Source organism: Streptomyces sp. F63, from assembly GCF_018070345.1.
Lineage (GTDB): Bacteria > Actinomycetota > Actinomycetes > Streptomycetales > Streptomycetaceae > Streptomyces.
Map to the genome: position 1 here is coordinate 64,478 of NZ_JAGPXX010000011.1, position 22,393 is coordinate 86,870.

The window sequence follows — 22,393 nt, forward strand, 5'->3', positions numbered from 1 at the left end:
CCGGGTCGTGAAGCGTGCGGCGTACGGGGGTAGTCTCGCGCACCCTGCCGAGCGGGAACAACTATTGACGTCAACAATCATTGCTCTTAGCTTCGATTCCGCGGTCGCCGCGTCCCCGCGCTCCGCACCACTCCGGAAGGGATTCGCTTGTGCACACCATCGATCTGAGCGGCAAGGCCGCCGTCGTCACCGGCAGCGGCCGGGGCCTGGGCCTGGCCTACGCCCGGGCCCTGGCCGCCCACGGCGCGTCCGTGGTGGTCAACGACATCGACGAGGCCGTGGCCGAACAGGCCGTGAAGTCCATCACCGGGGCGGGCGGCACCGCCGTGGCCGAGGTCGCCGCCGTCGGCACGGCCGAGGCCGCCGACCGGCTCGTGAACCGCGCGGTCGCCGCCTTCGGCCGGCTGGACGTCCTCGTCACCAACGCGGGCATCCTGCGCGACAAGGTGCTGTGGAAGATGACCGACGACGACTTCGACGCGGTGCTCACCACCCATCTGCGGGGCACCTTCACCTGCGCCCGGGCCGCCGCCGTCCGCATGCGCGAACAGGGCGGGGGCGGCACGCTGATCCTGGTCGGCTCCCCGGCCGGGCAGCGCGGCAACTTCGGGCAGACCAACTACGCCGCAGCCAAGGCCGGCATCGCCGCCATGGCCCGCACCTGGTCCATGGAGCTGGCCCGCGCCGGCATCACCGTCAACGCGATCGTGCCCGTCGCGGCCACGGCGATGACCGAGACCATCCCCGTTTTCGCCCCGTACATCGAGGCCATGAGGAACGGCGGGGCGCTGCCCGGCTTCCTGCGCAAGGGGGAAGGCTTCGGCACCCCCGAGGACTGCGCCGCCCTCGTCCCCTTCCTCGCCTCCGAGGCCGCCCGGGACGTGACCGGCCAGTGCATCGGCATCGGCGGCGACCGGGTGACGCTCTGGTCCCACCCCCGGGAGATCAGGGCCGCCTACGCCGAGGGCGGCTGGCGCCCCGAAGCGCTGGCCGAGGCCTGGCCCACGTCGGTCGGCGCCGAACCCGAGACCGTCGGCATCCCCGCGCCCAGGATCCCGGAGGCGTGATGAACGTCGGAGAACTGCTCGCGATCGACGTCCACACGCACGCCGAGGTGTCGTCGAGGGGGCACGCGTCCCTGGACGAGGACCTGCACGACGCCTCCTCCGCCTACTTCAAGGTCGAGGGCAAGCGGAAGCCGACCCTGGAGGAGACGGCCGCGTACTACCGCGAGCGGAGGATGGCCGCCGTGATCTTCACGGTGGACGCCGAGTCCGCCACCGGCACCGAGCCGGTCCCCAACGAGGAGGTCGCGGAGGCCGCCGCCGCCAACGCGGACGTGCTGATCCCCTTCGCCTCCATCGACCCCTTCCGCGGCAGGGCGGGCGTGCGGCGGGCCCGCCGCCTGGTGGAGGAGTACGGGGTGAAGGGCTTCAAGTTCCACCCGAGCATCCAGGGCTTCTTCCCCGACGACCGCGCGCTGGCCTACCCCTTGTACGAGGTCATCGAGGAGACGGGGACCATAGCGCTGTTCCACACCGGCCAGACCGGCATCGGCGCCGGCGTGCCCGGCGGGGGCGGCATCCGCCTGAAGTACTCCAACCCGCTCCACGTGGACGACGTGGCCGCCGACTTCCCGCATCTGAAGATCATCCTGGCGCATCCGTCCTTCCCCTGGCAGGACGAGGCCCTCGCCGTCGCCACGCACAAACCCGGTGTGCACATCGACCTGTCCGGCTGGTCGCCCAAGTACTTCCCGCCGCAGCTCGTGCAGTACGCCAATACCCTGCTCAAGGACAAGGTCCTCTTCGGCTCCGACTTCCCCGTCCTCACCCCCGACCGCTGGCTCGCCGACTTCGGAAAGCTCGCGATCAAGGACGAGGTCAGGCCGAAGATCCTCAAGGAGAACGCCGCCCGCCTGCTCGGGCTCACCACACCGTGAAGGGGCGCCCCATGTGTTCTGCCGTGAGCCCTCCGCCGCGCGACGACGGACCAGGGAGGACCGATGCGCAATGAGGGACTCGGGTCCTGGCCGGCCCGCCGGGCCCGCAAGACCCCGCACCGCACGGCGCTCGTCCACGGGGACAGCACCGTCACGTACGCGGAGCTGTCCTCCCGCGCCACCCGCCTCGCCCACGCCCTGCGCGCCGGGGGCGTCCGGCGCGGCGACCGGATCGCCTACCTCGGCCCCAACCACCCCTCCTATCTGGAGACGCTGTTCGCCGCCGGACTCCTCGGCGCGGTCTTCGTCCCCCTCAACACGCGCCTCGCCGGCCCCGAGATCGCCTACCAGCTCGCCGACTCCGGCGCCACGGTGCTCGTCCACAGCCCGTCGTGTACCGGGCTGGTCGCGGAACTCCCCGGCCACACCGGGGTCCGGACCCGCGTCGAGGTCGGGCCGGAGTACGAGCGGACGCTGGCGGCCGGTTCCACCGAGCCCGTCGACGAGCCCGTCTCCCCGGACGACACCTGCCTGATCATGTACACCTCGGGAACGACGGGCCGGCCCAAGGGCGCGATGCTCACCCACGCCAACCTGACCTGGAACGCCGTCAACGTCCTCGTCGACCAGGACCTGATCGCGGACGAGCGCGCCCTCGTCGCCGCCCCGCTCTTCCACACGGCGGGGCTGAACATGCTGACGCTCCCGGTGTTCCTCAAGGGCGGCACCTGCGTCCTCACCGAGGCGTTCGACCCGGGCACCGCGCTGGACCTCATCGAACGGCACGCGATCACCCTCATGTTCGGCGTGCCGGCCATGTTCGACCGGATGGCCCGGCACCCGGGGTGGGCCGACGCCGACCTCTCCAGCCTGCGCCTCCTCACCTGCGGCGGCTCCCCGGTGCCCACGTCGCTGATCAGCGTGTACCAGGAGCGCGGGCTCACCTTCCTCCAGGGCTACGGGATGACGGAGGCCGCCCCCGGCACCCTCTTCCTGGACGCCGAGCATGCCGTGAGCAAGGCCGGCTCGGCCGGTGTACCGCACTTCTTCAGCGACGTGCGGGTGGTCCGGCCCGGCTTCGCACCCGTCGACGTGGGCGAGACCGGGGAGATCGTCGTCCGGGGGCCCCACGTCATGCCCGGCTACTGGGGGCTGCCCGGGGAGACCGCCGCGGCCTTCTCGGACGGCTGGTTCCGCACCGGGGACGCCGCTCGCGTCGACGAGGACGGCTACGTCCACATCGTCGACCGCATCAAGGACATGATCATCTCGGGCGGGGAGAACGTGTACCCCGCCGAGATCGAGAACCTGCTGCTCGCCCACCCCGGCATCGCCGAGTGCGCGGTGATCGGCGTGCCCGACGAGACCTGGGGCGAGGTGCCGCGTGCGGTGGTCGTCCCGCGCGAGGGCGCCCGCCTCGACCCCGCGGAGGTGCTCGGCTCGCTGGCCGGCCGGCTGGCCCGGTACAAGACCCCCAGGTCCGTGGTGATCACGGACGAACTCCCGCGCACGGCTTCCGGAAAGCTCCTCAAGCCGCAGGTGCGCGCCCGTTTCGGCAACCAACCCGACCCCGAGGACACTCCATGAGCATCACCGTCAACGGTCTCGGCGACCTGAGGAAGATGGCCGGCAGCGACCTGGGCACCAGTGCGTGGGTCGAGGTGACGCAGGAACGGATCAACACCTTCGCCGACGCCACCGGCGACCACCAGTGGATCCACGTCGACCCGGAGAAGGCCAAGGACGGCCCCTTCGGCGCACCCATCGCGCACGGCTATCTGACCCTCTCCCTCTTCATCCCGCTCTTCACCGAACTGCTCGACGTCCAGGGGGTGACGACCAAGGTCAATTACGGCCTCGACAAGGTGCGCTTCCCCTCCCCGGTGCGGGCGGGTTCGCGCATCCGGCTGGCCGGCCGCCTGGCGGACGTGGCGGACGTGCCGGGCGGGGTCCAGATCGCCGTCGAGGGCGTGATCGAGATCGAGGGGGGCACGAAGCCGGCAGCGGTGCTGCGGAGCCTGTCGCGGTTCTACGCCTGAGCGTTCCGTGCGGGGACGAGGTCGAGGAGATGGTCCGCGGCGGTGTTCGCGAGCGGGGCGAGCCGCTCGTGGACGGTGCGGAACGTCTTCTCGGCCGCGTCGGCGGGCCAGTCGTCCGGCAGGTGCACGACCGGCAGCCGCGGGTCCCGGCGAATGATCCGCAGCCACTCCGTCTGCAGCACCAGCCGTAGTGCGAGCGCCTCGTCGGCCTCGGGCAGCTCGGCCTCCCACTTCTCCCAGCGCCGTGCGAACGCCTCGTAGCGTGCCGCCAGTCCGGTCAGCTCCCAGGTCTCCTCGATCATCGCGCCGATGTCCGTGCCGGCGTCGGCGTGCGCGCGGAAGACCTTCACATGTGCGGAGAGGCCCAGCTCCTCGACCAGGTCCGACACATCGACCTCGCCCGGGGCGATCCACAGCCCGTTGAACAGCGGGCCGAAGCCACTCCAGGTCAGTTTCGACCGCAGGTCGTGCCGCTGGCGCTGCCAGGAGTCCGGCAGCGAGAAACCGAGCAGGGTCCAGGTGCCGTCCCACTGCCGGTTGACCGCGCCCGTCTGCCAGATGCGCCGCTCGCCGTCGCGCAGCACGGTGGCCGAGTGCCCGGTCAGCCCGAAGTACATCCGGCGGCCCTCGCGCTGACGGCGCAGCAGTCCGCGGTTCACCATGCGCGTCAGGGTGGAGCGCGTGGCCTGTTCGCTGACGCCGGCCCGGGCGAAGACCTCGATGACGCTGCCGGAGTACACGCACACGTCCCGCCCGAGCACTTGGTCGCCCAGGAACGTCAGCATCAGGGACTGCGGTCGCAGCGACTCTTCTCCGCTCACGCGTCCCACCGTACGCCTGCGCCGATCAGCGCGGCAGGCCCGGCCGCCGAGACCCGCGGGCCGGGCGGCCGTCCGCGACGCCGGCGAGGGCGGGGGGCGCGGGCCCGGGCGCCGTCGGACGTCGCGCCGGAGCGGAACGGGCGGGCCCCGGGCCGGCAGCGGCGACGAGCCTCGGCCGCCACCATTGCCGACCGCCACACACCTCGCTATGTTAATCGAAAATCACATCTGTGCGGCGAGGCCCATCCCGTATTTGCCGTGCAACCAGCAAGGCTGGCAAGGCACCTGGAACCATCCGGCCCATCAGGGAAGCAGGTAAGTCAATGGAGAACCTCAGTAGGCGCAAGGCTCTGTCGCTCGGTGTCGCACTCGGTCTCGTGGGCGTGGCGAACCCCGTCCAGGCGTGGGCGTCGACGGGCTCGGCGACCCGGGACGCCGCGGGGACCGGTCCGGAGTGGATCTGGGACGACGCGGCGGACCCGCTGATGGCCTCGATGCTCGACAACGGACACGTGCCGGCGATCAACAGGGCATGGGAGTCGTGGGTGGACAACAACGACCCGCTGCCCAGCGGCCTGCCGTCCGCATTCGCCGCCTACCTGCGGAAGGTCAACCGGCTGCCCTCCTGGGCCGACCCCGCCAAGCTGGCCCGCGCCGCCGACTTCAACCGGCGCCGGGACACGTACCTCTTCATGCTGTACGGCCTCGGCAGCGGCATCATGAGCACCGTCATTCCGCGCGAGGCCAGGAGCGTCTACTGGTCGGCGGGCGGCGCCGACATGCAGGACCGCGCGGCCAAGACCTTCACCTTCGGCTACGACCTGTCCGAACGGGGGGCCTTCGAGCCGGCGGGCCAGTTCGTCGTCACCGCCAACAAGACGCGCGTGGTGCACGCCGCGGTGCGTCACCTGCTGCCGCAGTCACCGCACTGGCGGGCGGTCGCCGACGAGACGATCCCGATCAGCGCCGCCGACATCCTGGTGACCTTCCACAGCCTGGGCACCTTCGTCCACAGGAAGCTGCTCGACTGGAAGATCCCGTACCCGGCCGCGGACCAGGAGGCGTTCCTGCACTCGTGGCAGGTCGCCGTCCACCTGCTCGGGGTCCCGTACGAGCACATCCCGCGGACCTGGGCGGCCGCGGAGAAGCAGTCGGCGCAGGTGCTCACCCCGATCCTCACTCCGACGCGCGAGGGCATCGCCCTGGCGGAGGAACTGCTCGGCCTGACCGCGCAGATCGACCTCGGCGTCACGCGCGGCTTCCTGAACGAGTTCGTGCGCTATGTCCTCAGCGACGAGGTCGGCGACTGGCTGGGACTGAAACGCGACTACGCGGCGGCGGCCCTGGTCCGCACCGGATGGCCGGCGTTCATCCTGTTCCGTGAGGGCCTGTCGCCCGTCATGCCCGGCACCTTCTATCTGTTCGACCAGTTCCTGCGGGCCCTGGCCATGCTCTTCCTCAACAAGGGCGCCTCCGGGAAGACCACCCCCATCACGATCCCCACCGGAAACAGGCCGGGCTGAGCCGCCGGCCCGGCCCGGTCGGCGCCCGCCCCGCGGCAGACGGCCCAAGGGCGGGGCGCCGACCGGCCGGCTCGCGCGAGAGCCGCTGCGCGGCGGGCGCCTCGTCGCCGCCGGCTCCGGCAGCCGCTCACAGACCCAGCGCGCCCACGACCAGAGCGGTCACGGCCGCCCGGTGCTCGGGGCTGTCCCGCCACCGCAGTCTGCGTCCCGCCTCGACCACCACGCCGAACCCCGCGTGCACCAGCACCCGGGCCTGGCGCGGGTCCAGCTCCGGACGGGCCAGCCGCAACTGCCGCTCCCAGACGGCGATGTGCTCCCGCTGCGCGAGGACCAGGGGCCGCCGCAGGCCGTCCGGCAGGCCGGCGAGCTCCGCCTCGGCGACGCTGTTGAGTTCGGTGTACTCGAAGCTGTACGCCACATACGTCGCCGCCAGCGCCACGACGGCCTCGCGCGGGCCGGCCACCCCGTGCAGACTCCGCTCCACACCCTGGGCCAGCAGCCCCGCCGCCTGGAGACACGCCGCCGCCAGGATGTCGATCTTTCCGGGGTAGTGGCGGTAGAGCGCGGACGGGGTCAGCCCCACCGCCTCCGCGATCTGGCCGTTCGTGACGTTGGCGAATCCGTCCCGGGCGAACAGCGGAACGGCGGCCGCGAGGATCTCCGCGCGCCGCGTGCGCGGCACCGGCCGGGCGGGCAGTTCGACCGGGGGCCCGCCCGGCCGGCCCGCCGCCGGATCCGTCGCGGCCACGCGGAGCGCGGAGGCCAGCAGCAGATTCTCGGCGCGGCGCTGGGCGATGGAGGTGTGATGCATCGTGATGGAACCGATCGCCCCGAGCACCGCCGTGGCCCGGAGCCGTTCGCCCGGCAGGGGGTATTCGCGTTGCACCGCCTCGTCGACCCGGCCGACGAGGCGTCCGAACGCGGTCCCGAGCCGCCGGCGGTCCTCGGCGTTGAGGTACCGGGCCTCCCACCGGTACACGCCGCCCGACGCGCGATGAGCGATGGTGATCCGGGTGATGGCGGTGAGCACCTCCGGCAGGGCCGCCCCGGACGGCACCTCGTCGAGCGCGGCGACCAGACCGTCCACCATGACGTGGGCGCACTCGGCGAAGAGCGCGTACTTGTTCGGGAAGTGCCGGTACAGAGCCGCCGCGGTGATCCCCACACCGGCGGCGACCTCCTCCATGGACGCCTTGTGGTAGCCGCGCTCGCTGAAGACCCTCCCGGCCGCGTCGACGATGAGCTGCCTGCGGTTGCGGGGCCGGGTGGCCGCGGCCGGACGGGCGGACGGGGAGGCGGGAGCCATGCGGATCAGTCAATCACAGCCGCCGGGGGCCCGGGATTCCCCCGGCGCGGACCGCACGGGACACCCCCGGGGGGCCTCCTTGCGATGTCGCCCCGCGACGGAACGGCTCCCGCCGCCTGCCGTCCTTCTCCGGGAACTCCCTGGGCCGGACACGGGCCCCGAGTACGTCCCTGCGGGGTGTCCGCTCGCCGGTGCCGGTACGCAGAAAGGTCACGCGCCGCCGGAGCCCTTCCGCCGGCCGAGCAGCCACAGGGCGATCAGACCGCAGACGGCGCCCTGTGCGGCGTTGAGGGCGATGATGCCGATCACGCCGGGCACCGGGGGCAGATCGGCGCTGTCCAGGAACGGCTGCAGCGCGATGTTCAGCAGCACTGCCAGCACGCCGTAGGCCACGCCGGCGAAGGTCAGTGTCGCCACCGGGCGGGGGGACCGGAGCACGACGGCGGCGGCGATCCAACCGACGATGATCAGTGCGGTGAAGACCAGCGGGCCCACCGGTTTCTCCAGCGGTCCGTCGTCATACGCCCCGACGATGCTCAGCACGGGGCGGATGAGCGCGAAGGCACCCAGGGCGACGATCGTCGGCCACGGCAGTTCGCGCAGGTCGTTCCGGGCTGTCTCCTTGGTGGCCATGCGCCTGTTCCCCTTTCCGGTGCTCGGTGCGAGCGCCGCGTCGGCCGGAGTCCGGACGGCACCGGGCTTTCTGGATAGTAGACAGCCTACATGTAGGCAACCAAGTTTAGGTGTGGCCGCCGCACGGCGTACGGCTCCAGGGGCCCACGGCCCGCCTCCTGATGCCGGGGTGTCTCCCCGGACAGCTGCCTTGCCTGCATGCAGGTAGCCGGTGTCGGCGCACGATGTAGATTGCCTACATGATGTCTGAAGCGCTACGGGGCCATCTCGACGCGCTGATCCTCGCGGTGCTCGAACAGGAGCCCCTGCACGGATACGCGGTCATGGAGGCTCTTCAGGTGAGCAGCGGCGGGGCGCTGGACCTGCCGACCGGTTCGCTGTATCCCGCGTTGCGCCGGCTCGAACGGGCCGGGCTCGTGGAGAGCGAGTGGAGCACGGTGAGCGGCCGCAGGCGGCGTACGTACCAGCTCACCGCCGCGGGCAGCCGCGCGCTGGCCACCGAGCGGACGAAGTGGCGGGATTTCGCCACGATGGTCGAGGGCGTCCTGCGCCCGGGACCGGCGACGACCTGACGGCCGCCGCGGTGCCGCCCGGGTGTTCCGGGTGTGCCGGCAGTGCGCCGTGCGAGCACCACCGGCCGGTCCGGCTGCTCCCCGTCGCGGGGCCGAGCGCCGTGTCAGGCGGGGCGTGAACCGGCCCGTGCCGCCCGGCGGTTACGCCGCGCTCAGGCAGCGGCGGCCCGCCACGGCGATTCCGGTGAGGGGCACGCCGAGCAGGAGCGCGGTCCCGGGCAGTCCGGTGATCCCCAGCAGCGAGTCCGTGGCCGGGCTGTAGACGGTCAGCAACAGCCCCAGGACGGCGAACACGACGCTGACGGTCCAGGCGAAGAGGCCGGTGACCCGCACGAGGCGAGGCGGCGGGCCCAGACGGCTGCCCCCGGCACCCGTCGCGATCACCACCGCCAGTGCTATGGCGATGGCACCGGTGCCGGTCCACTGCACCACGGTGTTGACCAGCGTGAATCCGGTGCCTCCGGAGTCGTCCGCGTCCTGCCCGGCGGCATGCAGCAGCACCCGCCAGGCCACTGGCTGGGCCGTCAGCACGGCACAGATCAACAGCGCTGTGCGGCGGCCCTGGGCAAGGCCCAGCTCGATCTGGTATTCGGGAGCGATGACCTGCACGGAACCGAAGTCGTCCACGGCGCGCCGCTCGGCTCTCTCGCGGACGAGGCCGCTCTCCTCGTACGCCTCGGCCGCGTCCAGGAGGCTGTCGCGGACCTCGGCGAGCATGTCCGCCTTCACCGCCTGTGGGCCGCGCAGAGCCTGATCGAGCTCTGCGACGTATCGGTCGATCACCCGGTCTCCTGGAGTTCCCCCGCCGCGTGCGGTGCGATGTTACCGGCAGCCGGCGTCGGCTGCCGGTCGGAGATGTCCCTGATCCCGCCCCCGACCGGTCCCTGAGCCGCCCTCCTCCGGCGGTAGAACGTCCGGCCCCCGGTGGACACCGCCCGCGCCCGGCGCGTCCCGCGAGGGGAGCGCCGGGCGCGGAGACGGTGACCTCTGTCATCGACGGGCTCCGCACGGCGGACGGTGCGGCGCCGGGCCCGCTCAGAAGAAGCCGAGCTTCTTCGGGGAGTACGACACCAGCAGGTTCTTGGTCTGCTGGTAGTGCTCCAGCATCATCCGGTGGTTCTCCCGGCCGATGCCGGACTGCTTGTAGCCGCCGAACGCCGCGTGCGCCGGGTAGGCGTGGTAGCAGTTCGTCCAGACGCGGCCCGCCTGGATGGTGCGGCCCGCGCGGTAGGCGGTGTTGATGTCGCGGGTCCAGACTCCCGCGCCGAGTCCGTAGAGGGTGTCGTTGGCGGTCTTCATGGCGTCGTCGAAGTCGCTGAAGGAGGTGACCGAGACGACCGGGCCGAAGATCTCCTCCTGGAAGATCCGCATCCGGTTGTCGCCCTCGAAGATGGTGGGCTGCACGTAGTAGCCGCCCTCCATGTCGCCGCCCGCGGTGATCTGTTCGCCGCCGGTGAGGACCTTGGCGCCCTCCTGCCGGCCGATGTCCAGGTAGGAGAGGATCTTCTGGAGCTGGTCGTTGGACGCCTGGGCGCCGATCATCGTGTCGGTGTCCAGCGGATGGCCCGGGACGATCTTCTCCGTGCGGGCCACCGCCGCCTCCAGGAACTCCCGGTAGTGGCCCTGCTGGATGAGCGCCCGCGAGGGGCAGGTGCACACCTCGCCCTGGTTGAGGGCGAACATGGTGAAGCCCTCCAGGGCCTTGTCGAAGAAGTCGTCGTTCGCGGACGACACGTCGTCGAAGAAGATGTTCGGGCTCTTGCCGCCGAGTTCGAGCGTGACCGGCCTGATGTTCTCACTGGCGTACTGCATGATCAGCCGCCCCGTCGTGGTCTCGCCGGTGAAGGCGATCTTCGCGACGCGCGCGCTGGAGGCGAGCGGCTTGCCCGCCTCCACGCCGAAGCCGTTGACGATGTTGACCACACCCGGCGGCAGCAGATCGGCGATCAGGCCCATCAGGACGTGGATCGACGCCGGCGTCTGCTCGGCCGGCTTCAGGACGACCGCGTTGCCCGCCGCGAGCGCCGGAGCCAGCTTCCAGACGGCCATCAGGATCGGGAAGTTCCACGGGATGATCTGGCCCACCACGCCCAGCGGCTCGTGGAAGTGGTAGGCGACCGTGTCGTCGTCCAGCTCGCTGAGGCTGCCCTCCTGGGCGCGCAGCGCGCCGGCGAAGTAACGGAAGTGGTCGATGGCCAGCGGGATGTCGGCGGCGAGCGTCTCGCGGACCGGCTTGCCGTTCTCCCAGCTCTCGGCGACCGCCAGCTCCTCCAGGTGGGCCTCCATGCGGTCGGCGATCCGGTTGAGGACGGTGGCGCGCTCGGCCGCCGCCGTGCGGCCCCAGGCCGGGGCGGCCGCGTGGGCCGCGTCGAGGGCGGCCTCGACGTCCTCGGCGGTGCCCCGCGCCACCTCCGTGAAGGGGCGGCCGTTCACCGGGCTGGGGTTCTCGAAGTACCGGCCGAGCTTCGGCCCGACGTACTCCCCGCCGATCCAGTGGTCGTAGCGGGGCTGGAAGGAGACGATCGCGCCGTCTGTTCCGGGCGCGGCGTAGCGGGTCATCTCGGGGGCCTCCTGGAGTGCGCGTACGGGCTGGCACCGGCCGCGTCGGCCGGTCCGGCGGACGCTAGTGAGCGGAAGGTTGCAAGCACGTTGCGCGCGGGCCCCGGCGCGACCGGGTTCCGCCCCCCCGGGGGGGCCGGCCGGTTCCCTCAGCGGACGGGGAAACCGCTCTGCTCGGCGTCGAGTTCGCGGACGCGCTGCAGGACGAGCGGGGCCCGCGGCGACCCCTGGGGGAGGACGGCCGCCAGGGCCGCCCACGCCTCCAGGTCCTCCGCGCCCCACGGGCTGCCCGTCCAGGCACCCAGCAGTTCCGGGTCGCGGCGGGCCAGCAGGGCCGCGCGCAGCTGGCCGTCGACGCGGCCGCGCAGCCGGAGCACGGCCGGGGCCCGGGACGAGGGCAGCAGCGGGCCGCGGTACGCGGAGACGGCCGCCGCGGGCGCCCCGCCCGCGAGGTGGCGCAGCACCGTGTCGAAGTCCGACGTCACGGGGGCCGTCAGCCGGTACGGGCGGGAGCGCAGCAGCCCGTCACCGAGGGCGCGGCGCAGCCGGGACAGCTCGGCGCGCAGCGTGACCGGGGTCGTGCGCTCGTCCTCGTAGAGGGCGACGAGCAGTTCGTCGCCGGTCATCCCCTCGGGATGGCAGGCGAGCAGCACCACCAGCTCGCTGTGGCGGCGGCTGAGCCGGAGCGTGCGGCCGCCGGCGGTGAACACGGCCTCGTCGAGTCCGAGGGCACGGAGCTCCGCGGCCGGAGCGGCGGCCGGTGACGCGGCCGGCGGCGGGCCGAGGAGGGCGAGCTGGGACTCGGCGGCCCGCGCGACAGCCTGCACGAAGGCGAGGCTGTGCGGGTGGGCGAGCCGGTTGCCGCCGGTGATGTCGACGGCGCCGAGCAGCCGGCCGCTGTGCGGATCGTGCACGGGAGCGGCGGCGCAGGTCCAGGTGTGCACCGTGCGGTTGAAGTGCTCGGCCGCGAACACCTGCACGGGACGGTCGACGGCGACGGCCGTACCGGGCGCGTTGGTCCCCACGGCCGACTCGGACCAGGCCGCGCCCGGCACGAAGTTCATCCGGTCCGCGCGGCGGCGGGCGGCCGTGTGGCCCTCGACCCACAGCAGCCTGCCCTGCGCGTCGCAGACGGCGAGCAGGTGCTCCCCGTCCATGGCGAAGGTGCCCATCAGATCGCGGAACAGCGGCATGACACGGGCCAGCGGGTGCTCGGCGCGGCAGGCGTCGAGGTCGTCGTCGGACAGCTCGACGGGCGCGGTGCCGTCCGGGCTGACGCGGGCCCGCGCGGAGCGCCGCCAGGAGTCGGCGACGACCGCGCGGACGGACGGCACGGAACGGCCCGGGCGCCTGCCCCTGCCCGGGTCCCCCGCCTCGCCCGTGGTGAAGGCCTCGTGCGCGCGGCGGATCGCGCCGGCGCGCTGTGCGGGATCGGCGCCCGGTTCGAGAGCGACCCAAGGATTGACCACGGCGGCTTCCCGGAATGGATGAGCGGAGCGGAGTGTCACCATCGTGGCGGTGCAACGGGGGTTCGACAACAGATGGGGAGACGTTGATGACGGAAGAACCGGAGACGACGGAGCAGCTCGCGGCCTTCCCGGAGTCCTGGGAACGCTGCCTCGCGGTCGTCGCGCACCCGGACGATCTCGAATACGGGGCCGCCGCGGCCATCGCCGGCTGGGTCGACCGGGGCGCGGAGGTCTCCTACCTGCTGGTCACCCGGGGAGAGGCGGGCATCGACGGCATGGCGCCCGCGGACTGCGCGCCGCTGCGCGAGCGGGAGCAGCGGGAGAGCGCGGCCGTGGTCGGGGTGTCGTCGGTGGAGTTCCTCGACGGCTACCCGGACGGGGTGATCGAGTACGGCACGGGGCTGCGCCGGGACATCGCGGCCGCGATCCGCCGCCACCGGCCGGAGCTGGTGCTGACCCTGAACCACCGCGAGACCTTCGGCGGCACCTTCTGGAACACCCCGGACCACCGGGCGGTCGGCCTGGCCACCCTGGACGCGGTGGGCGACGCCGGCAACCGGTGGATCTTCCCCGAACTGACCGAGCAGGGGCTCCAGCCGTGGGACGGGGTGCGCTGGGTGGCTGTCGCCGCCTCCCCGCAGCCGACACACGCGGTCGACGTGACGGACGGGCTGGAGAAGGGCGTGCGCTCCCTGCTGGCGCACCGCGCCTATATCGAGGGGCTGACGGACGAGGACCCGGAACAGTACGCCCGCGCCTTCCTCACCGGGAACGCGGAGGCCGCTTCCCTCCGTTTCGGCGGCCGCCCGGCCGCCGTCTTCGAGGTCTTCCCCCGGTGAACGGGCAGGGGGGAGGCGGCGTGCGGCGGCGTGCCGTCCCTCCCGCTCAGCGGCCCGCAGCCTCCTCCGTGCGGTCGGGGTGGAAGCTGAGGGTCAGCCGCAGTCCCCTTCGGGGGCGAGCGTCGGGTGCGGGCCCGGGGGCGCGGAGGACCTGTTCCCGGAACACCGGCCCACTGCCTCTCCCGCCCGGTTCCCGGGGCGGGTCGGGGACGGTCAGGGCAGCCGGAGCGGGCGGCGTTCGAAGGTGATGGCCAGGTCCTCGCCGATGCGGGCGGCCGTCTCGCGCAGGGCGGGCAGCAGCGTGGCCCGGGATTCCTCGGCCGTGCCGCGGCCGGTGTGGGTGGAGACGTTGAGCGCCGCCACGGGCCGGCCGTCGCGGCCCCGTACGGGTACGGCCAGGGAGCGGAGGCCCTCCTCCAGCTCCTCGTCGACCAGGGCGTAGCCGTCCGCGGCCACCCGGTCGAGGACGCGGCCGAGTTCGGCGGGGTCGGTGACCGTCCGGCCGGTGAAGCGCGGTGGCTCCCCGGCCGGGAGCCGCGCGGCACGCTCCTCGGGGGACAGTCCGGCCAGCAGGACCCGGCCCATGGAGGTGGGGGTGGCGGGAAAGCGGGTCCCGATGGTGATGTTGACGCTCATGATCCGGTAGGCGGGGACGCGGGCGATGTAGCGGATGTCCTGTCCGTCGAGGACGGCCACGGAGGCCGACTCGCGCACGCCTGCGGCCAGCTCCTCCAGATGCGGCTGGACGACCTCGGTGAAGCCGAGTCCGGACAGGGGCGCGTAGCCGAGTTCCAGCACGCGGGGGAGCAGGTGGAAGCGGCGGTCGGCCGAGCGCACGTAGCCGAGTTGTTCGAGGGAGAGCAGGGCGCGTCGGGCGGTGGCCCGGGGCTGGCCGACCGCCTCCGCCGTCTCGGACAGGGTCAGCCCGCGCGGCCCCGCGCCCAGGGCGGCCAGCACGTCCAGGCCGCGGGCCAGCGACTGCAGGAAACCCGCGCCCAGCTCCCGCTTGGCGTCGAGCACGGGCAGGTACGGAGCCGTGCTGGGGCTCGGGCGCGGGGGGCGGGCACGGACCTCGGCCAGGGCGGCCTCCATGGCGGGGAGGAGGGCGCGCAGCCGGGGGAGCGCGGAGGCGGTGAGGGAGGCGGCGGTGTGCCGTCCGGTGTTGCTGACCACACTGATGCCGCAGGCCCGCCGCCCCTCCGCGTCGTGTACGGGCACGGCCACGGCGATCAGGCCCTGCTCCATCCGCTGGTCGTCCACGGCCCACTCGGGGTGCTCCGGGCCGGTGACCATGCCCGCCGCGCAGCGGTCGGCGGGCAGGAGGTCGCCGATGCGGAAGACGGGGGTCATGGCGCGGCGGCGGATGACCTGGGCGACGAAGCGGACCCCGTCGCCGTCCGGCACCGCCACCGACACCGACTCGTCGAGCTCGTCGGCGAGCAGCTCGGCGAACGGCTGGAGCGCGTCGGCGACGGCACAGCTCGCCAGATAGGCATTGCCGAACCGCATGAGCCGGGGCGAGAGCTCGATGTCGCGGCCCGCCGTGCGGAGCAGGCCGAGGCGGAGGAGGGTGCCGACGACCCGGTCGACGGTGGCGCGGGCCAGCCCGGTGGCGTGCACCAGGTCACTGGGGCGCAGCCGCCGGCCGCCGGACGCGGCCATGGTGCGCAGCACGGCGAGGCCGCGCTCCAGCGGGCCGGTCACCGGCACGGGGCCGGTGGCCGCCGCGGGGCCGGTGGCCGCCGCGGTGGTGTCGTCGCCGGTCATGGCCGGGTCTCCTCCTCCGTCGGGGTCGTGCGGAACACCGGCCGGGATCCGGCCCGACCGTTGACAGCGATGCCCGCGGGACGGAGACTCGACCTCGGCAACATTATGAACGAAAGTTCACCCGGCGAACAAGTGAGAGGGTATGGCAGAAATCCGCACCCTGCGCGATGCCGTCGCAGAGCTCATCCATGACGGCGACACCGTGGCGATGGAGGGATTCACGCATCTGATCCCGTTCGCCGCCGCGCACGAGGTCATCCGCCAGGGGATCACCGATCTCACCCTGGTCCGGATGACGCCGGACGTCGTCTACGACCAGCTCATCGGCGCGGGGCTGGTGAAGAAGCTCGTCTTCTCCTGGGGCGGCAACCCCGGGGTCGGCTCCCTGCACCGCTTCCGCGACGCCGTCGAGAACGGCTGGCCGCGCCCCCTCGAACTGGACGAGCACAGCCACGCCGGCATGGCCAACCGCTATGTCGCCGGCGCGTCCGGACTGCCGTTCGCCGTGCTGCGCGGCTACCGGGGCAGCGATCTGGCCACCCGGACGGACACCGTCTCCACCGTCACCTGCCCCTTCACCGGCGAGGAACTGGCCGCCGTACGGGCCCTCAACCCCGACGTCACCGTCATCCACGCCCAGCAGGCCGACCGCGAGGGCAACGTCCAGCTGTGGGGTCTGACCGGCGTGCAGAAGGAAGCCGCGCTCGCCGCGAAGCGGGTGCTGGTGACCGTCGAGGAGATCGTGGACGTCCTGGAGCCGCGGCCCCGCGGCATCGTCCTGCCCGGCTGGGTCGTCACGGCCGTCGCCCACGTCCCCGGCGGCGCGCACCCCTCGTACGCCGCCGGCTACTCCGTCCGGGACAACGACGCCTACGCGGCCTGGGACCCGGTCTCCCGCGACCGCGACGCCTTCCTGGCCTGGCTGAAGGACAACGTGCACGACGGGAGCGAGCCCCGATGACCACCGACGCCACCGCCCCGGCCGGCGCCTCCGGAGCCCCGGCCGGCTGGACCTCCGACGAGCTGATGACGGTCAACGCCGCCCGTGCCCTCTCCGGCGCCCGCACCTGCTTCGTCGGCATCGGGCTCCCCAGCACCGCCGCCAACCTCGCCCGGCACACCGCCAACCCGGAACTCGTCCTGATCTACGAGTCCGGCACCATCGGCTCCAAGCCGACCCGCCTGCCGCTCTCCATCGGCGACGGCGAACTCGCCGACACGGCCGACGCGGTGGTCTCCGTACCGGAGATCTTCAACTACTGGCTCCAGGCCGGGCGCATCGACGTCGGCTTCCTCGGCGCCGCCCAGGTCGACCGCTTCGCCAACATCAACACCACCGTCGTGGACCGGGGTCCCGACCGCCCCGAGGGGCGGCTGCCCGGGGCCGGCGGCGCCCCCGAGATCGCGGCCAACTGCGGACGGGTCCTGATGGTGCTCCGCCACTCCACCCGCAACTTCGTGCGGAAGCTCGACTTCACCACCACCGTCGGCCACGGCGCCGGGCCCGGCGACCGCGAACGACTCGGCCTCCGCGGCGCCGGACCGACCGCCGTCATCACCGACCTCGGCATCCTGCGGCCCGACCCGGAGACCGCCGAGCTCGTCCTCACCGACCTCCACCCCGGCGTCACCGCCGAGCAGGTGCGCGCCGCCACCGGCTGGGACCTGCGCGTCGCCGCCGACCCGGTCACCACCGCGCCGCCGTCGGAAGCCGAACTGGCCACGCTGCGCGCCCTCAAGACCGCCGGACGGAGCGCCGCGTGAACCGCCCGGCCGGCCGCACGCCGCCGCCCGCGGCCGGAACGCTCCGCGCAGCCGCACACCGGACCCCCGGCCTCCGCCCCCGGGCCCGGATTCCCGCACCCACCGGTGCCCGTACCGCCCCGCACGCCCAGGAGACCTCCGCATGAAGCAGTCCCGCACCCCGCCGGTGCCGGCGCCCGCGCCGAGCCCCGAGACGGTGAGCCCCGCCGCCCGGCCGCCCCTGGTCCAGGCCGACATCGACCGGGAGATCGCCGAGCTGCACGCGGCCTACGACCAGGCCCGGGCCGGAGGCGCGCCCGCCGCGCACCACCCCCCGCGCGACTTCCGCCCCTACCGCAGCAGCGTGCTGCGGCACCCCAAGGAGCCGCTCGTCGCCGTGAACGGCGACCCGGAGACCGTCGAACTGCACGGGCCCGTCTTCGGCCCCACCGACGTCACCGAACTCGACGCCGACCTCACCCGGCAGCACCGCGGCGAGCCGCTGGGCGAGCGCATCACCGTCACCGGACGGGTGCTCGACAGCAGCGGCCGTCCCGTGCGCAACCAGCTCGTCGAGATCTGGCAGGCCAACGCCTCCGGCCGCTACGCGCACCAGCGCGACCAGCACCCGGCACCCCTCGACCCGCACTTCACCGGCGTCGGCCGCTGCCTCACCGACGACCACGGCGCCTACACCTTCACCACGATCAAGCCCGGCCCCTACCCCTGGCGGAACCACCTGAACGCCTGGCGCCCCGCGCACATCCACTTCTCGCTCTTCGGCACCGCCTTCACCCAGCGCCTGGTCACCCAGATGTACTTTCCGGGCGACCCCCTCTTCCCCCACGACCCGATCCTGGCATCGGTCACCGACACCGCCGCCCGCGAACGGCTCGTCGCCGCCTACGACCACGAGCTGTCGCGGCCCGAGTGGTCCCTGGGCTACCGCTGGGACATCGTCCTCGACGGACCCTCCGCCACCTGGATCGAGGAAGGCCGCTGATGAGCACCACACCGCCCCGCGCCCTGCCGCCCACGCCCTCCCAGACCGTCGGCCCCTTCTACGGCTACGCGCTGCCCTTCACCGGCGGCGGCGACGTGGCACCCCCCGGCCACCCCGACACCGTCACCGTCCACGGACGGGTGCTCGACGGGGCCGGCGCGGGCATCCCCGACGCCCTGCTGGAGTTCTGGCAGGCCGGACCAGACGGCTCCGTGGCCGGCGCCCCCGGCTCGCTGCGGCGCGACCCCGTCACCGGGGCGGTCCTCGGCCGGGACGGCGTCGACTTCACCGGTTTCGCCCGCGTCCCCACCGACGCCGACGGGCACTACACGCTGCGCACGCTGCCGCCCGGCGGCGCGCCCTACCTGTCCGTGTGCGTCTTCGCGCGCGGCCTGCTGCACCACCTGTTCACCCGCGCCTATCTGCGCGACACTCCCGACGACACCCTGCTCTCCACGCTGCCGGCCGGGCGCAGGGCCACCCTGCTGGCACTGCCCGAGGAGGGCAGGCACCGCACCCACCGGTTCGACATCCGCCTGCAGGGCGAGGGGGAGACGGTCTTCCTTGAATTCTCCTGAGCCCGCGGGCACCACCGGAGCCCCGCCGCCGGCCGGAGCGGGGGACGACACGGGGCTGCTCTCACCGGTCCGGGCCGGCACCGCCGCCGAAGCCGCCACCGGCGACCGGGCCTGGCTGGCCGCCCTGCTCGACGCCGAGGCCGCGCTGACCCGCGCCCAGGCGGCGCTCGGCCTCGCACCGCGGGAGGCGGCCGACGCCGTGGACCGCGCCGTGCGCGAGGGCGAGTTCGACGTGCGGGATCTGGCGCTGCGCGCCCGCGCCGGCGGCAACCCCGTCATCCCTCTCGTCCGCGACCTGACCGCCGCCGTACGGAAAGCGGACCCCGGGGCCGCCGCGTACGTGCACCGGGGCGCGACCAGCCAGGACATCCTCGACACCGCCACCATGCTGGTCGCAGCCCGGACGCTCCCGCTGATCCTCGCCGACCTCGAACGCGCCGCCGGCGCCCTGGGCCGGCTGGCGGCCCGGCACCGCGCCACGCCCATGCCCGGCCGCACCCTCACCCAGCACGCCGTGCCCACCACCTTCGGCCTCAAGGCGGCGGGCTGGCGCGCCCTGCTGCTGGACGCCCACGACCGGCTGGCCGCGCTCCTGGACGGCGGTCTCCCGGCCCAACTGGGCGGCGCCGCGGGCACCCTGGCGGCCTTCGGCGCGTACGCGCGGTCCGGAGGCGGCGAGGGCGGGGCGGGCGACGCCGGCACGGCCGCCCCGGGCCGCGGCGGAGAGGACCCGCCCGGCCCGGGCACGCGGATCGCCGCAGAGTACGCACGCGAACTCGGACTCGCCGAGCCCGCGCTGCCCTGGCACACCCTGCGCACCCCCGTCGCCGATCTCGCCGCCGCGCTCTCCTTCACCGCCGGGGCGCTGGGCAAGCTCGCCGCCGATGTCCTGGTGCTCTCCCGGACGGAGATCGGCGAGGTCGCCGAGGGAACCGGCGGCGGATCGTCCGCCATGCCGCACAAGGCCAACCCCGCCCGCTCCGTGCTCATCGCGTCCGTGGCCCGCCAGGTGCCCGCCCTCGCCGCGGTGCTGCTCGGCTCGCTCGCGGCCGAGGACGAGCGGCCCGGCGGCGCCTGGCACGCCGAGTGGCAGCCGCTGCGGGAGGCCCTGCGCCTGACCGGCGGCGCGGCCGAGGCGGCCGCCGGGCTGGCCGAGGGCCTGCACGTCCGGCCCGAGCGGATGCGCGCCCATCTCGACCTCACCGGCGGGCTCGTCGTCTCCGAGCGCCTGACCGCCGAACTCGCCCCCCTCCTCGGCCGCGCGGAAGCGGCCGGCCTGCTCGGTGACGCCGCCCGCCGCGCCACCGAGCGGGGAACCGGCCTGTGGGAGGCGCTCCTGGCGGAACCCGCCGTGCGGAACGCCCTGTCCGAGGAGCGGCTGCGGGAGCTGACCGACCCCGCCGGCTACACCGGGGAGGCGGCCGCGCTCACCGTCCGGGCCCTGCGCCGCACCCCGCGCCGCCGTCCCGGGGGGCCGTCCTCGCCGGGCTCGCCGTCCCCGTCGTCCCCGTCGTCCCCGGAGGAGCAGGCATGACCGGCCGCCCGCTCGCACACCACCGGCTCGACGGGCCGGAGAACGCGCCGCCGCTGATCCTGGGACCGTCCCTCGGCACCTCCACCGCCGTCTGGGAGCCGCAGACCGCCCGGCTGGCCCGCACCCACCGGGTGCTCCGCTGGGATCTGCCCGGCCACGGCGGCTCCCCGGCGGACGTTCTGCCGTCCTGGGACGCGCCGGGCACCACCACGGTCGCCGAGCTGGCCGGCCTGGTGCTCGACCTCGCCGACCACCACGGCTGGACACGTTTCGCCTACGCCGGCATATCCCTCGGCGGCGCGATCGGCGCCCACCTCGCCGCGCACCACCCCGAACGCGTCGGGGCGCTGGCCCTCGTCTGCTCCTCGGCCCGCTTCGGCGAGCCCGATGCCTGGCGCGAACGGGCCCGGCTCGTCCGGGAGCGGGGGACCGGAGCGGTACTGGACGCCACCCCCGGGCGCTGGTTCGCCGACCCGGCCGCGGCCGCCGCCTCCCGCCACGGAGCCGCCGTGCTCGCCGATCTGGCGGCCGCCGACCGGAACGGCTACGCCGCCTGCTGTGACGCGCTCGCGGGCTACGACCTGCGGCCCCGGCTCGGGGGCATCGGTGCGCCGACCCTCGTCGTCGCCGGCCGCGACGACCCGGCGACCCCGCCCGCCCACGCGCGGGAACTCGCCGACGGGATCCCCGGCGCCGACCTGCTCGAACTCGCGCACGCCGCCCACCTCGCGGGGCTGGACCGGCCGGCCGCCCTCGGCGCGGCGCTCTCGGCGCACTTCGGCGCCGGGGCGGCGCACCCCCGCGATCCCGCGGGTCCGGGCACGGCCCGCCCGCGTCCCCGCTCCCCCCGCTCAGCCCGCTCCGACACCCCCGAGGACTCCTGATGCGCACCACCGTTGGCATCATCGGCGGCGGACCCGCCGGTCTGCTGCTCGCCCGGCTGCTGGACCGGGCCGGAATCGACTCCGTCGTCCTGGAACACCGCGACCGCGCCTACGTCGAGGAGCGGCAGCGCGCCGGCATCCTCGAACAGGGCACCGTCGACGCACTGCGCGCCTGCGGTGCCGGCGAGCGCATGGACCGGGAGGGCCTGGTCCACCACGGCATCGAACTCCGCTTCGACCGCCGCAGCCACCGGATCGACTTCCCCTCCCTCACCGGCGGACGCAGCGTCATGGTCTACGCGCAGACCGAGGTCGTGAAGGACCTCGTCGCCCTGCGGCTGGCCGAGGGCGGCGGCCCCCTGCTGTTCGGAGCCGAGGCCGTGGCCGTGGAGGGCGCCGAGACCGGCAGCCCGGTCGTCCGGTTCACCCACGAGGGCCGCGAACGGTCCCTCTCCTGCGACTTCGTGGTCGGCTGCGACGGTTTCCACGGCATCGCGCGCGAGGCGCTCCCCGAGGCGGAGCGGCGGGTCCACGAGCGGGTCTACCCGTACTCGTGGCTGGGCATCCTGGCGGATGTGCCGCCCTCGTGCGACGAGTTGATCTACGCGCACTCGCCGCGCGGGTTCGCCCTGCACAGCATGCGCACGCCCAGCGTCAGCAGGCTCTACCTCCAGGTGCCGAACGGCACCGACCCGGCCGACTGGCCCGACGAGCGGATCTGGGACGAACTGGACGCCCGGTTCGCCGTCGACGGCGACTGGAAACTCGAACGGGGCCCGATCACCCAGAAGTCCGTCACCCCGATGCGGAGCTGGGTCACCGAGCCGATGCGCCACGGCCGGCTGTTCCTGGCCGGCGACGCCGCGCACATCGTCCCGCCGACCGGCGCGAAGGGGCTCAACCTGGCGGTGTCGGACGTGGTGGTGCTGGCGAGGGCGCTGGAGCACTGGCGGGACACCGGGTCCGAGGACCTGCTCGACGCCTACTCCGACACCTGTCTGCGGCGGGTCTGGCGGGCCGAGCACTTCTCGTACTTCATGACGACCGCCCTGCACACCGAGCCGGACCAGAACTCCTTCGACGGCAGACTGCAGCTGTCCCAGCTGCACCGGATCGCCGACTCCACCGCCGCGGCGACCGAACTCGCCGAGAACTACACGGGGCTGCCGATCGAGTGACCG

The 22,393-nt window shown here is 73.8% G+C and carries 21 protein-coding genes; 14 read left to right on the top strand and 7 right to left on the bottom strand.

Translation table 11 applies throughout. The annotated features are described in order from the left end of the window. Positions 1 to 149: 149 nt before the first annotated feature. From KBZ10_RS14300 to KBZ10_RS14315, 4 genes are all read left to right on the top strand, one after another. Positions 150 to 1,067 carry an SDR family oxidoreductase gene (locus KBZ10_RS14300; protein ID WP_307847422.1) on the top strand — a complete coding sequence of 306 codons (918 nt, stop codon included), beginning with the start codon at positions 150 to 152 and terminating at the stop codon, positions 1,065 to 1,067. Next, on the top strand, positions 1,067 to 1,942 hold the full coding sequence (locus tag KBZ10_RS14305; RefSeq protein WP_210987988.1) for an amidohydrolase family protein: 876 nt from the start codon (positions 1,067 to 1,069) through the stop codon (positions 1,940 to 1,942). Before KBZ10_RS14300 ends, KBZ10_RS14305 begins: the two co-directional genes overlap by 1 nt. Before the next feature lie 63 nt (positions 1,943 to 2,005). Next, positions 2,006 to 3,529: a long-chain fatty acid--CoA ligase gene (locus KBZ10_RS14310; RefSeq protein ID WP_210987989.1), complete on the top strand. Its 1,524-nt coding sequence runs from the start codon at positions 2,006 to 2,008 to the stop codon at positions 3,527 to 3,529. Further along, positions 3,526 to 3,981, top strand: a complete 456-nt coding sequence (locus KBZ10_RS14315) for a MaoC family dehydratase (protein ID WP_210987990.1) — start codon at positions 3,526 to 3,528, stop codon at positions 3,979 to 3,981. Before KBZ10_RS14310 ends, KBZ10_RS14315 begins: the two co-directional genes overlap by 4 nt. Here KBZ10_RS14315 and KBZ10_RS14320 read toward each other — a convergent pair. Beyond that, positions 3,972 to 4,802, bottom strand: a complete 831-nt coding sequence (locus KBZ10_RS14320; protein ID WP_307847423.1) for a PaaX family transcriptional regulator C-terminal domain-containing protein — start codon at positions 4,800 to 4,802, stop codon at positions 3,972 to 3,974. The genes KBZ10_RS14315 and KBZ10_RS14320 overlap by 10 nt on opposite strands. A 323-nt stretch (positions 4,803 to 5,125) precedes the next feature. On the opposite strand from KBZ10_RS14320, the gene KBZ10_RS14325 reads away from it, so the two are divergent. After that, positions 5,126 to 6,325, top strand: a complete 1,200-nt coding sequence (locus KBZ10_RS14325; RefSeq protein WP_210987991.1) for an oxygenase MpaB family protein — start codon at positions 5,126 to 5,128, stop codon at positions 6,323 to 6,325. Between the two features lie 127 nt (positions 6,326 to 6,452). Here KBZ10_RS14325 and KBZ10_RS14330 read toward each other — a convergent pair whose 3' ends face one another. Continuing rightward, positions 6,453 to 7,631 (bottom strand): TetR/AcrR family transcriptional regulator, encoded by a 1,179-nt coding sequence (locus KBZ10_RS14330; RefSeq protein WP_210987992.1) that lies wholly within the window; start codon positions 7,629 to 7,631, stop codon positions 6,453 to 6,455. 210 nt (positions 7,632 to 7,841) lie between these two features. Further along, positions 7,842 to 8,264 (bottom strand): hypothetical protein, encoded by a 423-nt coding sequence (locus KBZ10_RS14335; RefSeq protein ID WP_210987993.1) that lies wholly within the window; start codon positions 8,262 to 8,264, stop codon positions 7,842 to 7,844. Between the two features lie 239 nt (positions 8,265 to 8,503). On the opposite strand from KBZ10_RS14335, the gene KBZ10_RS14340 reads away from it, so the two are divergent. Next, complete coding sequence (locus tag KBZ10_RS14340) at positions 8,504 to 8,836, top strand: PadR family transcriptional regulator (RefSeq protein ID WP_210987994.1); 333 nt, start codon at positions 8,504 to 8,506, stop codon at positions 8,834 to 8,836. 141 nt (positions 8,837 to 8,977) lie between these two features. On the opposite strand, the gene KBZ10_RS14345 is transcribed toward KBZ10_RS14340, so the two are convergent. The 3 genes from KBZ10_RS14345 to KBZ10_RS14355 form a co-directional block, all read right to left on the bottom strand. Beyond that, entirely contained in the window at positions 8,978 to 9,619 is a 642-nt protein-coding gene (locus KBZ10_RS14345; RefSeq protein ID WP_210987995.1) for a permease prefix domain 1-containing protein, read from the bottom strand. Between the two features lie 252 nt (positions 9,620 to 9,871). Continuing rightward, positions 9,872 to 11,395: an aldehyde dehydrogenase family protein gene (locus tag KBZ10_RS14350; protein ID WP_210987996.1), complete on the bottom strand. Its 1,524-nt coding sequence runs from the start codon at positions 11,393 to 11,395 to the stop codon at positions 9,872 to 9,874. 149 nt (positions 11,396 to 11,544) lie between these two features. Further along, on the bottom strand, positions 11,545 to 12,864 hold the full coding sequence (locus KBZ10_RS14355; protein WP_210987997.1) for a GAF domain-containing protein: 1,320 nt from the start codon (positions 12,862 to 12,864) through the stop codon (positions 11,545 to 11,547). A gap of 86 nt (positions 12,865 to 12,950) precedes the next feature. Between KBZ10_RS14355 and KBZ10_RS14360 the strand changes: the two genes are divergently transcribed. Further along, positions 12,951 to 13,703, top strand: a complete 753-nt coding sequence (locus KBZ10_RS14360) for a PIG-L deacetylase family protein (protein WP_210987998.1) — start codon at positions 12,951 to 12,953, stop codon at positions 13,701 to 13,703. 213 nt (positions 13,704 to 13,916) lie between these two features. On the opposite strand, the gene KBZ10_RS14365 is transcribed toward KBZ10_RS14360, so the two are convergent. After that, a complete protein-coding gene (locus KBZ10_RS14365) occupies positions 13,917 to 15,470 on the bottom strand; it encodes an IclR family transcriptional regulator C-terminal domain-containing protein (protein WP_210987999.1) in 1,554 nt (517 codons plus the stop codon). A 142-nt stretch (positions 15,471 to 15,612) separates the two neighbouring features. On the opposite strand from KBZ10_RS14365, the gene KBZ10_RS14370 reads away from it, so the two are divergent. The 7 genes from KBZ10_RS14370 to KBZ10_RS14400 all read left to right on the top strand — a co-directional run bounded on the left by KBZ10_RS14370 (position 15,613) and on the right by KBZ10_RS14400 (position 22,390). After that, entirely contained in the window at positions 15,613 to 16,431 is an 819-nt protein-coding gene (locus tag KBZ10_RS14370; RefSeq protein ID WP_210988000.1) for a CoA transferase subunit A, read from the top strand. After that, positions 16,428 to 17,234: a CoA-transferase subunit beta gene (locus KBZ10_RS14375; protein WP_210988001.1), complete on the top strand. Its 807-nt coding sequence runs from the start codon at positions 16,428 to 16,430 to the stop codon at positions 17,232 to 17,234. Before KBZ10_RS14370 ends, KBZ10_RS14375 begins: the two co-directional genes overlap by 4 nt. A gap of 142 nt (positions 17,235 to 17,376) precedes the next feature. After that, positions 17,377 to 18,216: a protocatechuate 3,4-dioxygenase subunit beta gene (gene pcaH, locus KBZ10_RS14380; protein WP_210988002.1), complete on the top strand. Its 840-nt coding sequence runs from the start codon at positions 17,377 to 17,379 to the stop codon at positions 18,214 to 18,216. Continuing rightward, positions 18,216 to 18,794 (top strand): protocatechuate 3,4-dioxygenase subunit alpha, encoded by a 579-nt coding sequence (gene pcaG, locus KBZ10_RS14385; RefSeq protein ID WP_210988003.1) that lies wholly within the window; start codon positions 18,216 to 18,218, stop codon positions 18,792 to 18,794. The genes pcaH and pcaG overlap by 1 nt, the downstream gene beginning before the upstream one ends. Further along, the gene (gene pcaB / locus KBZ10_RS14390; protein WP_210988004.1) at positions 18,781 to 20,328 is read left to right on the top strand and encodes a 3-carboxy-cis,cis-muconate cycloisomerase; all 1,548 of its coding nucleotides are present in this window, start codon (positions 18,781 to 18,783) and stop codon (positions 20,326 to 20,328) included. The genes pcaG and pcaB overlap by 14 nt, the downstream gene beginning before the upstream one ends. After that, on the top strand, positions 20,325 to 21,212 hold the full coding sequence (gene pcaD, locus KBZ10_RS14395) for a 3-oxoadipate enol-lactonase (protein ID WP_210988005.1): 888 nt from the start codon (positions 20,325 to 20,327) through the stop codon (positions 21,210 to 21,212). The genes pcaB and pcaD overlap by 4 nt, the downstream gene beginning before the upstream one ends. Further along, positions 21,212 to 22,390, top strand: coding sequence for a 4-hydroxybenzoate 3-monooxygenase (locus tag KBZ10_RS14400; RefSeq protein WP_210988006.1), 1,179 nt, complete (start codon positions 21,212 to 21,214; stop codon positions 22,388 to 22,390). Before pcaD ends, KBZ10_RS14400 begins: the two co-directional genes overlap by 1 nt. Positions 22,391 to 22,393: the final 3 nt, after the last annotated feature.

What these genes read in the sequence shown, in the direction of transcription:
- KBZ10_RS14305 (WP_210987988.1), top strand. Translation starts at nt 1,067, where the DNA reads ATGAACGTCGGAGAACTGCTCGCGATCGACGTCCACACGCACGCCGAG.
- KBZ10_RS14310 (WP_210987989.1), top strand. Translation starts at nt 2,006, where the DNA reads ATGCGCAATGAGGGACTCGGGTCCTGGCCGGCCCGCCGGGCCCGCAAG.
- KBZ10_RS14315 (WP_210987990.1), top strand. Translation starts at nt 3,526, where the DNA reads ATGAGCATCACCGTCAACGGTCTCGGCGACCTGAGGAAGATGGCCGGC.
- KBZ10_RS14325 (WP_210987991.1), top strand. Translation starts at nt 5,126, where the DNA reads ATGGAGAACCTCAGTAGGCGCAAGGCTCTGTCGCTCGGTGTCGCACTC.
- KBZ10_RS14330 (WP_210987992.1), bottom strand. Translation starts at nt 7,631, where the DNA reads ATGGCTCCCGCCTCCCCGTCCGCCCGTCCGGCCGCGGCCACCCGGCCC.
- KBZ10_RS14335 (WP_210987993.1), bottom strand. Translation starts at nt 8,264, where the DNA reads ATGGCCACCAAGGAGACAGCCCGGAACGACCTGCGCGAACTGCCGTGG.
- KBZ10_RS14340 (WP_210987994.1), top strand. Translation starts at nt 8,504, where the DNA reads ATGATGTCTGAAGCGCTACGGGGCCATCTCGACGCGCTGATCCTCGCG.
- KBZ10_RS14350 (WP_210987996.1), bottom strand. Translation starts at nt 11,395, where the DNA reads ATGACCCGCTACGCCGCGCCCGGAACAGACGGCGCGATCGTCTCCTTC.
- KBZ10_RS14360 (WP_210987998.1), top strand. Translation starts at nt 12,951, where the DNA reads ATGACGGAAGAACCGGAGACGACGGAGCAGCTCGCGGCCTTCCCGGAG.
- KBZ10_RS14365 (WP_210987999.1), bottom strand. Translation starts at nt 15,470, where the DNA reads ATGACCGGCGACGACACCACCGCGGCGGCCACCGGCCCCGCGGCGGCC.
- KBZ10_RS14370 (WP_210988000.1), top strand. Translation starts at nt 15,613, where the DNA reads ATGGCAGAAATCCGCACCCTGCGCGATGCCGTCGCAGAGCTCATCCAT.
- KBZ10_RS14375 (WP_210988001.1), top strand. Translation starts at nt 16,428, where the DNA reads ATGACCACCGACGCCACCGCCCCGGCCGGCGCCTCCGGAGCCCCGGCC.
- pcaH (WP_210988002.1), top strand. Translation starts at nt 17,377, where the DNA reads ATGAAGCAGTCCCGCACCCCGCCGGTGCCGGCGCCCGCGCCGAGCCCC.
- pcaG (WP_210988003.1), top strand. Translation starts at nt 18,216, where the DNA reads ATGAGCACCACACCGCCCCGCGCCCTGCCGCCCACGCCCTCCCAGACC.
- pcaD (WP_210988005.1), top strand. Translation starts at nt 20,325, where the DNA reads ATGACCGGCCGCCCGCTCGCACACCACCGGCTCGACGGGCCGGAGAAC.
- KBZ10_RS14400 (WP_210988006.1), top strand. Translation starts at nt 21,212, where the DNA reads ATGCGCACCACCGTTGGCATCATCGGCGGCGGACCCGCCGGTCTGCTG.